Annotated in this window: 10 protein-coding genes; 8 read left to right on the top strand and 2 right to left on the bottom strand. The window is 60.2% G+C overall.

Annotated elements, in window-relative coordinates:
* Positions 1–78: 78 nt before the first annotated feature.
* Positions 79–1,707: an NAD+ synthase gene (locus DKW72_RS15605; RefSeq protein ID WP_111643326.1), complete on the top strand. Its 1,629-nt coding sequence runs from the start codon at positions 79–81 to the stop codon at positions 1,705–1,707.
* A gap of 17 nt (positions 1,708–1,724) precedes the next feature.
* Here DKW72_RS15605 and DKW72_RS15600 read toward each other — a convergent pair whose 3' ends face one another.
* Positions 1,725–2,642 carry an outer membrane protein assembly factor BamD gene (locus DKW72_RS15600; protein ID WP_111643325.1) on the bottom strand — a complete coding sequence of 306 codons (918 nt, stop codon included), beginning with the start codon at positions 2,640–2,642 and terminating at the stop codon, positions 1,725–1,727.
* A 161-nt stretch (positions 2,643–2,803) separates the two neighbouring features.
* On the opposite strand from DKW72_RS15600, the gene rluD reads away from it, so the two are divergent.
* The 3 genes from rluD (at position 2,804) to clpB (ending at position 7,235) form a co-directional block, all read left to right on the top strand.
* The gene (rluD, locus tag DKW72_RS15595) at positions 2,804–3,751 is read left to right on the top strand and encodes a 23S rRNA pseudouridine(1911/1915/1917) synthase RluD (protein ID WP_111643324.1); all 948 of its coding nucleotides are present in this window, start codon (positions 2,804–2,806) and stop codon (positions 3,749–3,751) included.
* A gap of 16 nt (positions 3,752–3,767) precedes the next feature.
* Positions 3,768–4,520, top strand: coding sequence for a peptidoglycan editing factor PgeF (gene pgeF, locus DKW72_RS15590; RefSeq protein ID WP_111643323.1), 753 nt, complete (start codon positions 3,768–3,770; stop codon positions 4,518–4,520).
* Between the two features lie 63 nt (positions 4,521–4,583).
* Positions 4,584–7,235: an ATP-dependent chaperone ClpB gene (gene clpB / locus DKW72_RS15585; protein ID WP_111643322.1), complete on the top strand. Its 2,652-nt coding sequence runs from the start codon at positions 4,584–4,586 to the stop codon at positions 7,233–7,235.
* A gap of 24 nt (positions 7,236–7,259) precedes the next feature.
* Here clpB and DKW72_RS15580 read toward each other — a convergent pair whose 3' ends face one another.
* Complete coding sequence (locus tag DKW72_RS15580) at positions 7,260–7,694, bottom strand: DUF4124 domain-containing protein (protein ID WP_111643321.1); 435 nt, start codon at positions 7,692–7,694, stop codon at positions 7,260–7,262.
* Positions 7,695–8,156: 462 nt separating this feature from the next.
* Between DKW72_RS15580 and DKW72_RS15575 the strand changes: the two genes are divergently transcribed.
* The 4 genes from DKW72_RS15575 (at position 8,157) to pssA (ending at position 12,529) form a co-directional block, all read left to right on the top strand.
* The gene (locus DKW72_RS15575; protein WP_111643320.1) at positions 8,157–9,893 is read left to right on the top strand and encodes an acetolactate synthase 3 large subunit; all 1,737 of its coding nucleotides are present in this window, start codon (positions 8,157–8,159) and stop codon (positions 9,891–9,893) included.
* Between the two features lies 1 nt (position 9,894).
* Positions 9,895–10,386, top strand: a complete 492-nt coding sequence (ilvN, locus tag DKW72_RS15570) for an acetolactate synthase small subunit (RefSeq protein ID WP_111643319.1) — start codon at positions 9,895–9,897, stop codon at positions 10,384–10,386.
* A 119-nt stretch (positions 10,387–10,505) separates the two neighbouring features.
* The gene (ilvC, locus tag DKW72_RS15565) at positions 10,506–11,522 is read left to right on the top strand and encodes a ketol-acid reductoisomerase (protein WP_111643318.1); all 1,017 of its coding nucleotides are present in this window, start codon (positions 10,506–10,508) and stop codon (positions 11,520–11,522) included.
* A 137-nt stretch (positions 11,523–11,659) separates the two neighbouring features.
* Positions 11,660–12,529: a CDP-diacylglycerol--serine O-phosphatidyltransferase gene (gene pssA, locus DKW72_RS15560; protein ID WP_111643317.1), complete on the top strand. Its 870-nt coding sequence runs from the start codon at positions 11,660–11,662 to the stop codon at positions 12,527–12,529.
* Positions 12,530–12,792: the final 263 nt, after the last annotated feature.

Below are 12,792 nucleotides of genomic sequence, written 5' to 3'. Positions count from 1 at the left end.
TGCCAAATGCGGCGCAATCGCGGACAATGCGCTACCTATTCGTTGACCCACACCTTGAGCACAAGAGGCACATAGTATATGCCAAGCCTGACGCTTGTAATGGCGCAAATCAATACATGGGTGGGGGATATCCCCGGTAACACCGCCCGGGTGATTGCCGCGGCCGAGCGCGCGCTGGCCGAAAACGGCGCTGATGCGGTGATTTTTCCGGAGCTGACCCTTACCGGCTACCCCCCCGAGGACCTGTTGCTACGCCCAAGCCTGGCGCGGCGCATTGAACGTGCGCTGGTGGAGCTGCAACAGGCAAACCTGCGCACCACCCTGGTTCTGGGTTATCCCAAGGTCGTCGCCGGGCGTGTTTTCAATATGGCGGGGGTTATCACCGATGGCGAGCTGGTAGCCGAGTACGCCAAACAGTGCTTGCCCAACTATCAGGTGTTTGATGAGGTGCGTTATTTCGTCCCCGGCGACAGTGCCTGCGTTTTTGATCTTAAGGGTATCCCCACCGCGCTGACCGTATGTGAGGACATCTGGCAGCCCAATCCCATGGCGCAGGCCCAGGCGGCTGGGGCGCGCTTGATGATCAACCTCAACGCTTCGCCTTTTCATCAGGATAAGCAACGCGAGCGCGAGCGCGTAGTGGCAGCCCGGGCCCGGGAGGGCCAGATGCCCATCGTCTACGTCAATCAGGTAGGCGGGCAGGATGAGTTGGTGTTCGACGGTGGCTCGTTCGTGGTCGATGCGGGCGGGGAGTTGTGCGTCCGCGCCGGGAACGGCGACGAAGGCCTGTTCCCGGTCAATCTCACTTGGCAGGACCAGCGTGTGCATCTGGCTCGCCAGACTGTGGCTCCCCAGCAGACCGGACTGGAAGCTGTCTATCAGGCGCTGGTGCTGGGAATGCGCGACTACATCAACAAGAACGGCTTTAGAGGCGTGGTGCTGGGTCTGTCGGGGGGGATCGACTCGGCCCTGACCCTGGCGATTGCGGTCGATGCCCTTGGCGCGGAGCGGGTGGAGGCGGTGATGATGCCGTTTCGCTATACCTCGGACTTGAGCAAAACCGATGCCGCCGATCAGGCGCAGCGCCAGGGCGTGCGCTACAGCTCAATCAGTATCGAGCCCATGTACGATGCCTTTATGGCGGCGTTGGCGGACGAATTTGCCGGGACCGAGCGCGACACCACGGAAGAGAATCTGCAGGCCCGCTGTCGGGGTGTCGTGCTTATGGCGATCTCCAACAAGAAAGGCTACCTGGTGCTGACCACGGGTAACAAAAGCGAGCTGGCGGTGGGCTACTCCACCCTCTACGGCGATATGGCGGGAGGTTTTGATGCGCTTAAAGACGTGCCTAAAACCCTGGTGTTCGCATTGGCGCGCTACCGCAATACCCTGGGCGAGGTGATTCCGGAAACCGTGATTACCCGGCCGCCCTCGGCGGAGCTGGCGCCGGATCAGAAGGACGAAGACAGTCTGCCGCCCTATGAGGTGCTGGATCAGATATTGGCGCTCTACGTCGAACAGGACTGCAGCGCCGAGGCCATTATTGCGCATGGTTTCGCGCGCGAGGATGTGCAGCGGGTGGTGCGCTTGGTGGATATCAATGAATACAAGCGTCGGCAGGCGCCAATTGGGGTCAGGATTACCCAGCGGGGTTTTGGGCGGGATCGGCGCTACCCGATTACATCAGGTTGGAAACCGGGGGACTGAGCCCCCGGTCGGCCCCCTCAGCTTTGGGGCCGGGGGCGCAGGTCGTCGCGCATATACTCGGGGTCGTACAGCTCGCGACTGTCAAAGCCTTCGGGTTCGCGCTTGTCGAACAGGCCAAAGGTCAGGCGGCTGATCCAGGAGCGCTCCCCCGCGCCGGCGTACTGGAAGTCGAACTCGCCAGCAGCATTCAAGGCCGGGTGATCCGGGAAGTTCTCCCGCAGGACTCGCAGGCTCTGCTGTGACAGGTCTTCCATGCCCATCAGGCGATAGCCCTGCACCATGACGGCGAGGGCGTCGGGTACAGCGGGGGATTGGCTGTAATTCTCCAACACGTGGCGGCCGCGGTTGGTCGCCGCCATGTAGGCGCCGCGCTTGAAGTAGTAGTTGGCCACGTGAATTTCCGAGCGTGCCAGCAGGTTGCGCAGGTGGAGCATGCGCTGTTTGGCATCGGCGGCGTAGACGCTGTCGGGGTAACGTGCCAGTAACTGGGAAAAGTGCGCCAGTGACTCGCGTGCCGCACCCGGATCGCGCAGGCTCAGGTCGGTGGGCAGCACTCGCTCAAACATCCCTCGGCCCTCGGTAAACGACGCCATACCCATCATGTAGTAGGCATAGTCAGCATTGCGGTGCTGGGGGTGCAGGCGAATGAAGCGATTGGCGGCCGAGTGTACTGAATCCATCATATTGGAGCGGTAGTAAGCGTAAATCAGCTCCAACTGGGCCTGCTCGGCATAGACGCCAAAGGGGAAGTGCTCTTCCAGCAGCTGCAGGCTGCGGATCGCCTGCTCCCACTGGTTGCGGTTGAGCTGGTTCTGGGCGCGCTCGTACACTTCCGTTTCACTGACGGTATCCGGCTCCCGATCCTTGCTGGAACAGGCGCTGACCAGGGCCAAACTGGCGATCAACAGGTAGGGCAGAACTCGGCTCACAAACATGTAATCTTGGACTCTTATAGCGTGTTAGGGTACAAAGGCGCCTGCAATACCGCCGGGCGCAGCCGGCTATTTAAACACAGTGCCTGCCGTTACCAAAGGGGCGGGCCACGATTATTGGGCAATGCGTGGGCCAGAACCGGCCCGGAGGTCACACCAGAACCATGAAAGAAGTTGTCGAACAGGCCGCCACTGTGCCTTTCACCATGAACGGCATGCGCTTCGACCAGGTCGCGGCGGAGTTGTTCCCGTCGTTTTCCCGGGCCAAGCTGCAGGAATGGATCAAGACCGGCCAGCTGCGGGTCGATGGCCGCGCGGGCAAGCCGAAGGAACGTCTGATTGGCGGTGAGGCTCTGGCGCTCAATGCCGAGCTCGAGGCTCAGGGAGAGTGGGAGGCAGAGCCCATCGCGCTCAATATCCTCTACGAAGATGACGCCCTGCTGGTGATCGACAAGCCCGCCGGCCTGGTGGTGCACCCGGCGGCGGGCAACCGCTCCGGGACGCTGTTGAATGCGCTGTTGCACCACGCTCCCAGCCTGATCAATCTGCCCCGAGGCGGTATTGTGCATCGCCTGGACAAGGACACCACAGGCCTGATGGTGGTTGCGAAGACTCTGGAGGCGCACGCCAACCTGGTGGCCCAGTTGGCCCAGCGCAGTGTCAGCCGCGAGTACGAGGCGGTGCTGGTGGGAACCCTCACCGGTGGCGGTACCGTGGATGCGCCCATTGGCCGCCACAGTCAGCAGCGCAAGCAGATGGCGGTGGTGCCCGAGGGCGGCAAGTCCGCTGTCACTCACTACCGGCTGCTGTCGCGTTTCGAGCATCACACTCATGTGAGGGTGAAGCTTGAGACCGGCCGCACCCACCAGATCCGGGTGCATATGGCCCATATCCAGCACCCCCTGGTGGGCGATCAGACCTATGGGCGGCGGTTCCGTATTCCCAAAGGCGCCAGTGAGGCGTTGGTGGAGTACTTGCGCCATTTCCCGCGTCAGGCGCTACACGCCGCCAGTCTCGGCCTGGAGCACCCGGTCACTGGCGATTACTGCCAGTGGGACAGCCCGCTGCCGGAGGATTTTCGGCGTCTGCTGGATGCCCTGGGGCGCGGCTGATGTTAAGGTTTCCTCTATGAGCCACTGGATAACGCCCGAATGGCCGGCACCGGCCTCCGTCAGAGCCTGCATCACCACCCGCGAGGGCGGGGTGAGTGAAGGTTCCTATGCCAGTTTCAATCTGGCGACCCATGTGGGTGATGCTGCTGCGAAGGTAAGCGCTAATCGCGCGCGGCTGAGGGCGCAACTGAGTCTGTCCCAGGAGCCTCAGTGGCTGGAGCAGGTTCACGGCACCCAAGTGGTGGATGCGCGCGCCGACGGCTGGGTGCGCACCGCCGATGGGTGTGACACCGAGACGCCGGGCCTGGCATGTACTGTGCTCACCGCTGACTGTCTGCCGGTGTTGCTGTGTAACCGTCAGGGCACACGAGTTGCCGCCGTGCATGCAGGTTGGCGCGGTCTGGCGGGCGGTATTGTTGGCGTCGCGGTGGGGCGGTTTCAGGAGCCCTCGGAGTCGCTGATGGCCTACCTTGGCCCAGCCATCAGCCAGCCGGCCTTTGAAGTGGGTGTTGAGGTCCTGGAAGCGTTTTTCGAGGGTGCCCGCAGCGATGCCCAGGTGGACGCCATCGCCGGTGCCTTCACCCCGAGCGACCGGCCACTGAAATTCCATGCTGATATTTACACCCTGGCGCGCGCCGAGCTGGCGGCCCTTGGGGTCACGGCGGTTTACGGTGGCAATTTTTGCACCTATGCCGAGCGCGACCGCTTTTATTCCTACCGCCGGGACAAGACCACGGGTCGACAGGCCAGCCTGATCTGGCTTGCTTGATTTATTGCCCCTCTGCCCCCATAACTGAATCAACTCAGTTATTCCCTTTGGGAGGCAGACTTCATGCGAATCGACCGTTTAACCAACTCGCTGCAAATGGCATTGTCGGACGCTCAGTCTCTGGCAGTGGGCCGGGATCATGCACAGTTGGAACCCTTTCACTTGCTTCAGGCCATGCTCGACCAGCAGGGTGGCACTGTGCGCCCGCTGCTGTCTCAGGCGGGCTTTGATGTTACTGGCCTGCGCAATGCCCTGAGCAAGGCGCTCGATCAGCTGCCGCACATTCAAAGTCCCACCGGCGACGTCAATATGTCACAGGAATTGGGGCGTGTGCTCAACCTGGCAGATCGACGTGCGCAGAAAGAGGGCGATAAATTTGTTTCCAGCGAATCCGTGTTGCTCTCTGCGATGCTCGAAGGCGAGAGCGCGTTTGGCAAACTGCTAAAAGAATTTGGCGATGCCAAGCGTCTGGAGCAGGCCGTGGAAAAAATTCGCGGCGGCGAAACAGTCGACAATGCCGACGCCGAAGGGAACCGTCAGGCGTTGGAAAAGTACACCGTTGATCTGACCGCCCGAGCCGAAGCGGGGAAGCTTGACCCGGTCATTGGGCGGGACGACGAGATCCGCCGTACGATTCAGGTGCTGCAGCGCCGCACCAAGAATAACCCGGTACTGATTGGCGAGCCGGGCGTGGGTAAAACCGCGATTGTCGAGGGCCTGGCTCAGCGGATTATCAACGGCGAGGTGCCCGAAGGCCTGAAAAACAAGCGGCTATTGTCGCTCGACCTGGGCAGCCTGTTGGCTGGCGCCAAATTTCGCGGGGAGTTTGAAGAGCGACTCAAATCCGTGCTCAAAGAGCTGTCGAAGGAAGAGGGCAAAGTCATTCTTTTTGTCGACGAGTTGCACACCATGGTGGGCGCGGGTAAGGCGGAAGGCGCGATGGACGCCGGCAATATGCTCAAGCCCGCTCTGGCGCGCGGCGAGCTGCACTGCGTCGGCGCCACCACCCTGGATGAGTACCGCAAGTATATTGAAAAAGACGCGGCCCTGGAGCGACGCTTTCAGAAGGTGCAGGTGGATGAGCCGAGTGAATCAGACACCATTGCCATTCTGCGCGGGCTTAAGGAGCGCTACGAAGTGCATCACGGGGTCGATATCACCGATTCTGCCATCATCGCCGCGGCCAAATTATCTCAGCGTTACATTGCTGATCGTCAACTGCCGGATAAAGCCATTGATTTGATCGACGAGGCGGCCAGTCGCATCCGTATGGAAATTGACTCCAAGCCCGAGGAGATGGACAAGCTTGAGCGCCGTCTGATTCAGCTCAAGATTGAGCGCGAAGCGGTGAAGAAAGACGAAGACGAAGCCAGCCGCAAACACCTGCAGAAAATCGAAAAAGACATTGATGCGCTTGAGCGCGAGTATGCGCACCTGGATGAAATCTGGCGCTCCGAGAAAGCCTCGTTGCAAGGCTCACAGGAAATCAAAAGCAACCTGGAGCAGGCGCGCCTGGATCTGGAGTCGGCGCGTCGCGCCGGCGATCTGGCGCGTATGTCGGAGCTCCAATACGGCATTATTCCCGAGCTGGAAAAACAGTTGGATATGGCCAGCCATGTGGACATGCTGGATATGCGCCTGCTGCGTAACCGGGTCACCGACGAAGAGATCGCCGAGGTGGTGTCCAAGTGGACTGGTATCCCGGTGTCGAAAATGCTCGAAGGTGAGCGAGAAAAACTGCTCAAAATGGAAGATGCGCTGCACAACCGGGTGATCGGTCAGCACGAGGCGGTGGTCGCCGTGGCCAACGCCGTGCGCCGGTCGCGGGCTGGCCTCTCGGACGCCAATCGTCCGAACGGCTCTTTCCTGTTCCTGGGGCCGACCGGGGTCGGTAAAACCGAACTGTGTAAATCCCTGGCGGAGTTTCTGTTTGATACCCAGGACGCCATGGTGCGCATCGACATGTCCGAGTTTATGGAGAAGCATTCAGTGGCTCGCCTGATCGGGGCACCGCCCGGGTATGTGGGTTACGAAGAGGGCGGCTATCTTACTGAAGCGGTGCGCCGCAAGCCCTACTCGGTGCTGCTGCTCGATGAGGTGGAAAAGGCCCACCCGGATGTGTTCAATATTCTGTTGCAGGTTCTCGAGGACGGCCGCCTGACCGATGGCCAGGGGCGCACTGTGGACTTCCGCAATACTGTGATTGTGATGACCTCGAACCTGGGTTCGGACCGGATTCAGGAGCTGGCTGAAGACCGCTCGTTTGATACCCTGAGTTTTGATCAGAGTGCGGTGGAAGAGGACAGCTCACTCAACAACGAGAACCGCTATAGCGCGATGAAGTCGGCGGTGATGGAGGTGGTGGGCAAACACTTCCGGCCGGAGTTTATCAACCGGATTGATGAGGTGGTGGTATTTCATCCCCTCGGGCGGGCCCAGATCCGCGGTATTGCCGACATTCAACTGGATCAGCTGCGCAAACGTCTGGCCGAGCGCGAGCTGGCTCTTGAGCTGGACGCGGATGCGATGGACAAGCTTGCCGAGGCCGGCTTTGATCCGGTGTACGGGGCGCGTCCGCTCAAGCGTGCGATTCAGCAGTCCGTCGAGAACCCGCTGGCGCAGGCGATTCTCAAGGGCGAATTTGTGGCGGGTGATCTGATTGTGGGAACCGTCGATGGCGAACGCCTGGCGTTTACCCACGGCAAGCGCCACTGAATGGGCGGGTGATCGGCGGGCCTGCTAGCAGTGCTCTTCGATCACCTGCTGGGCTTGGGTGGCGCGCTCCTGGCGCTCGTCGTCATCGATAAAGCGGCGCTGACCGTCGGCGTCTTCCAGCTGAATGCGGGCACCGCTCATCAGCCGTTCCAGATTCTGCTGGGCGATGCGGCAACGCTCCCGGTCGCGTTCCTGTTCCTGTGCCTCAACTCTGGGGGTGATCGGCTCGCTGCGTTCGCGCGGATCCGATTGCGCTGGGCGCTGCACCGGTTCGGATTGCCCCGTGCGGGTGCGAATGCGGGTGGATTCACGGCCCGGGGGCGGTTGGGAGGTAAAGTGAGTCACGCCGCTGTCGTCCACCCAGCGGTAGATCTCGCCGGCTTGGGCGGGCAGAATCGCCAGCGCAGCGAGGGCAGCGCCAATCAGTAACGCCTTGTTCATGTGCAGTACCCGTGTCATAAAAGTGAACCGTGCAATGGTTTACTATAGCGGCTTTGATCGCTGTGTGCAGGGGTCGGCCGGTAAAAGTGTGACCGGCGTCAGAAAATGGCAGCGCGGAAAAGCCGCAGAATGGTGACTAAAAGCCGCCCTTGGCCGCTTTTCCCTTGACTTTGGCGGCAATCTTGCGACAATTGGCAGCTCGCTAGATGGCTTGTAGCAACGCCGATAATCTCGGTCACACGTCTACGTCAGGCAGGTCACCCACCTGCCGAACCATTCACTAGTGCGCTGGCGCGTCCACCGACGCCGCCTGCCCCGGGGTCTCGCGCAACGCAAAAGAGCGCGCGAGGGTCGGGAAAACTCACGACGATCATGCACCACGTACGACCTGATCGCGGGCTATAATGCCCGGATTGGGCCTGTTGCGTTTGTGTGCCCAAAACCAGTCAGTACCGACAGTACCTATAGAGGTGATACAAGGTGGAAATGCTCTCAGGTGGAGATATGCTGATCCGCTCCCTGCGGGACGAGGGTGTTGAGTGCATCTTCGGTTACCCCGGCGGTGCCGCTCTGCATATTTACGACGCCATCTTCCGTCAGCAAGACGTAAAACACATTCTGGTGCGCCATGAACAGGCCGCCACCCACGCCGCAGACGCCTATTCTCGGGCCACGGGTCGCGTGGGCACGGTGCTGGTGACTTCCGGCCCCGGTGCCACCAACGCCATTACCGGCATTGCTACCGCCTATATGGACTCCATCCCGATGGTGGTGATCTCCGGTCAGGTTGTGTCCGAACGCATCGGCGAGGACGCCTTTCAGGAAACCGACATGGTCGGCGTGTCGCGCCCGATCGTAAAGCACAGCTTTATGGTCAAGCACGCGAGTGAAATTCCGGATCTGGTGAAAAAAGCCTATTACATAGCCTCCACTGGCCGCCCCGGCCCGGTGGTTATCGACGTGCCCAAGGATATTACCGCGCCCAACGAAACTTTCCCTTACGAGTACCCGGAGCGGGTCAAGATCCGTTCTTATACCCCGGCAACCCGAGGTCACTCAGGCCAGATCAAAAAGGCCGTGCAGCTGCTGATGGAAGCCAAACGCCCGGTCATCTATGCCGGTGGCGGCGTCATTCTGGGCAATGGCTGCGACCTGCTGACAGAGCTGGCGCGGATGCTCAATTATCCGGTGACCAATACCTTGATGGGCCTGGGCGCCTATCCTGGTTCCGATCGCCAGTTCCTGGGCATGCTCGGTATGCACGGGACCTTTGAAGCCAACACGGCTATGCACCACAGTGACGTGATTCTGGCGGTGGGCGCCCGTTTCGACGACCGGGTGACCAATACGGTGAGCAAGTTCTGCCCCTCGGCCAAAATCATTCATATCGACGTCGACCCGGCCTCCATCTCGAAAACCGTGGCCGCCGACGTGCCCATCGTGGGGGCCGTCGACAGTGTCCTGACCGACATGCTGGCGCTGGTCAAGGAGTCTGGCGAGAAACCCGACGGTGAGGCGATTGCAGCCTGGTGGAAGCAGATTGACGAGTGGCGCGAGCGCCACGGGATCTACACCAAGTCACGCTACCGTACCGACGGTGACAAGATCATGCCTCAGGACGTGATCAAAACGCTGTATGAGGTCACCAAAGGTGACGCCTACGTCACCTCCGACGTGGGTCAGCACCAGATGTTCGCGGCCCAGTACTACCTGTTCGACAAGCCCCGGCGCTGGATCAACTCCGGCGGTCTGGGCACCATGGGCTTCGGTTTGCCGGCGGCCATGGGCTGCCAGGTTGCCGACAAGGATGCGGTTGTGGCCTGTGTGACCGGGGAAGGCAGCATCCAGATGTGTATTCAGGAGCTGTCCACCTGTGCGCAGTACCACTTGCCGGTCAAGATCATCTGCCTGAACAACCAGGCCCTCGGTATGGTCAAGCAGTGGCAGGACATGCAGTATGACAGCCGTTACTCCGAGAGCCTGTACGAGGACTCTCTGCCGGATTTCGTCAAACTGGCGGAAGCTTACGGTCATGTGGGTATGAAGGTGACCAAGAAAGAAGAGCTCAAAGCCAAGATGGAGGAGTGTTTCGCGCTCACTGACCGAGTGGTGTTTATGGATATTTCGGTCGACTCTACCGAGCATGTCTATCCCATGCATGTGGCCCCTAACGGCTCCATGCGCGATATGTGGCTGAGCAAAACGGAGCGCACCTGATATGAGACGAATTATTTCCGTATTGGTTGAGAACGCGCCGGGTGCGCTGTCGCGGGTTGTGGGGCTGTTCTCCCAGCGTGGCTACAACATCGAGACCCTGACGGTGGCTCCCACCGAGGACCCGACCCTGTCGCGTCTGACCCTGACCACCATCGGGGACGACCACAAAATCGAGCAGATCACCAAGCACCTGAACAAGCTGATTGATGTGGTCAAGCTGGTGGACCTGAGCGAAGGCGCGCACATCGAGCGCGAACTGATGCTGATCAAGGTCAAGGCCAGTGGCGCCCAGCGAGCCGAGGTCAAACGCTGTGTTGACATCTTCCGCGGTCAGATTGTGGATGTCACCAGCACCTTGTACACCATCCAGATTACCGGCGCGGCCGATAAGCTGGATGCCTTCGTTCAGGCCGTGGGCGATGCCGCCATCCTCGAAGTGGTGCGCACTGGCGTCTCCGGGATCTCCCGGGGCGAGAAAGTATTGAGCCTGTAATTTCCGCCGGCCGGCGGGGCGGGGTTTTACCTGCCGGTCAAAATTATCTACACTGCGCGCCGTTATTGCATTGAGTGGCTGCTAACGGCCGCATTCATTACATTTGAGGGGATTTCTCCATGCACGTCTATTACGATAAAGATTGTGACCTGTCGATCATCAAGGGCAAGAAGGTTGCGATCATCGGTTACGGCTCCCAGGGCCATGCTCACGCCAACAACCTGAAAGAATCCGGTGTTGATGTTGTGGTCGGCCTGCGCGCCGGCTCTGGCTCTGCGGCCAAGGCCGAAGGTGCCGGTCTGAAGGTTCAGGACGTTGCCGCCGCTGTTGCTGGCGCCGACGTGGTGATGATGCTGACGCCGGACGAGTTTCAGTCCCAGCTCTACGCGGACACCATCGAACCCAACCTGAAACAGGGCGCTACCCTGGCCTTTGCCCACGGTTTTGCGATCCACTACAACCAGATCGTGCCCCGCGCCGACCTGGACGTGATTATGGTTGCCCCCAAGGCGCCGGGTCACACTGTGCGCTCCGAGTTCGTCAAGGGCGGCGGCATCCCTGACCTGATCGCCATCTACCAGGACGCCTCTGGCAAAGCCAAAGACGTGGCTCTGTCCTACGCCAGCGCCATCGGTGGCGGCCGTACCGGTATTATCGAAACCACCTTCAAAGATGAAACCGAAACCGATCTGTTCGGTGAGCAGGCGGTACTCTGCGGCGGCGCTGTAGAGTTGGTCAAAGCCGGTTTTGAGACCCTGGTGGAAGCCGGCTACGCCCCCGAGATGGCCTACTTCGAGTGTCTGCACGAGCTCAAGCTGATTGTCGACCTGATGTACGAAGGCGGCATCGCGGATATGAACTACTCCATCTCCAACAACGCCGAGTACGGTGAGTATGTGACCGGCCCCGAGGTAATCAACGATCAATCTCGCGAAGCCATGCGCAATGCACTCAAACGTATCCAGAGCGGCGAGTATGCCAAGATGTTCATCAGCGAAGGCGCCCTGAACTACCCGTCCATGACGGCTCGTCGCCGCCTGAACGCGGAGCACCCGATCGAGCAGGTGGGCGGCCGTTTGCGCGCCATGATGCCCTGGATCGGCTCCAGCAAAATCATCGACAAGAGCAAGAACTGAGTAAGATTGCTCAACTGTTGATCGAAAACGCGGCTTCGGCCGCGTTTTTTGTTGGGTCGGCGCTATTGGCCAAGGCGCTCCAGCTGTGGTGAAATAGCTTAAGCGCCTATATTGTGTGCGCAGAGGGGAATACCGAGATGACTATGACTGACGAAGAGCGGGAGCAAGCCGGGGCGGGCGAAAACACCGAGAGCCTGCTGCCCTTTGGTGAACATGTGGAAGAAGTGTCCGAGAACGGCAAAAAAGTGCGCCATCGAGGTGTCTACTTGCTGCCTAACCTGTTTACCACCGGGGCGCTTTTTGGTGGCTTCTACGCCATTATTGCCGCGATGGATGGTAGCTACGCCGCTGCGGCGATTGCTATCTTTATCGCCATGGTGCTCGATGGCCTGGATGGCCGAGTCGCTCGTTTAACCAATACTTCGAGCGCATTTGGCGAACAGTACGACAGTCTCGCCGATATGGTGTCCTTCGGCCTGGCGCCGGCGCTGGTGATGTTTTCCTGGGCGCTGGGGGATCTGGGCAAGATTGGCTGGGCGGCGGCCTTTATCTATACGGCCTGTGCCGCGCTGCGCCTGGCCCGCTTCAATACCCAGATTGGCTCCGTGGACAAGCGCTACTTTATTGGCCTGGCGAGCCCGTCGGCCGCGGCCATTATTGCCGGGGTTGTCTGGATTGGCAGCAGTGCCGAGAGCGACCTGTTGACCGCGATGGCGGCGGCGATTATCACTCCGCTGGTAGGTTTGCTGATGGTCTCAAACTTTCGTTACAGCAGTTTCAAGGGGTTGGACCTGCGTGGTCGGGTTCCCTTTGTCGTGATGTTGGCGGTGGTCTTTGTCTTTGTCATCGTCACATTGCACCCCCCGCTGGTGCTGCTGACCGGGTTTGTGCTCTATGGCTTGTCAGGGCCTGCGGTCTGGACCTGGCGTCGGCGCGAGAGCATTCAGGCGGGTTGGCAGCGCTGGCGCGCCCGTAAAAACGCCGCCGAGGCCGATGAGGATGCTTGATATTTGAACACTTAGGTTGCCGTTTGAGCGCTCTTTAACGAAGTGCGCAAAAACTTGCAGTTTTTCGCTGGCAGGGGCTTGCGCGGCGGAGAATCAGACGTATAATGCGCGCCTCCTCCACGGAACGGCAGGGCGGTCAGAGCGGTTGTTCTGGCGGTGAAAAACTTCTGCACATTAAGGGGTTTACAAACGGACTTTAGGGCGTATAATGCGCGCCTCGCTCAACGGAAGAGAGGGGTTCAGTGGGAGGCTTAGGCCGCTGC

The sequence above is a fragment of the Marinimicrobium alkaliphilum genome, assembly GCF_003259155.1.
Classification (GTDB): domain Bacteria; phylum Pseudomonadota; class Gammaproteobacteria; order Pseudomonadales; family Cellvibrionaceae; genus Marinimicrobium_A; species Marinimicrobium_A alkaliphilum.
This window is presented reverse-complemented; position numbering and strand designations above follow the sequence as displayed.

Bases quoted from the DNA above. Each gene is read 5' to 3' on its own strand.
- DKW72_RS15605 (WP_111643326.1), top strand. From the start codon at position 79: ATGCCAAGCCTGACGCTTGTAATGGCGCAAATCAATACATGGGTGGGG.
- rluD (WP_111643324.1), top strand. From the start codon at position 2,804: ATGAAAGAAGTTGTCGAACAGGCCGCCACTGTGCCTTTCACCATGAAC.
- pgeF (WP_111643323.1), top strand. From the start codon at position 3,768: ATGAGCCACTGGATAACGCCCGAATGGCCGGCACCGGCCTCCGTCAGA.
- clpB (WP_111643322.1), top strand. From the start codon at position 4,584: ATGCGAATCGACCGTTTAACCAACTCGCTGCAAATGGCATTGTCGGAC.
- ilvN (WP_111643319.1), top strand. From the start codon at position 9,895: ATGAGACGAATTATTTCCGTATTGGTTGAGAACGCGCCGGGTGCGCTG.
- pssA (WP_111643317.1), top strand. From the start codon at position 11,660: ATGACTATGACTGACGAAGAGCGGGAGCAAGCCGGGGCGGGCGAAAAC.
- DKW72_RS15580 (WP_111643321.1), bottom strand. From the start codon at position 7,694: ATGACACGGGTACTGCACATGAACAAGGCGTTACTGATTGGCGCTGCC.
- ilvC (WP_111643318.1), top strand. From the start codon at position 10,506: ATGCACGTCTATTACGATAAAGATTGTGACCTGTCGATCATCAAGGGC.
- DKW72_RS15600 (WP_111643325.1), bottom strand. From the start codon at position 2,642: ATGTTTGTGAGCCGAGTTCTGCCCTACCTGTTGATCGCCAGTTTGGCC.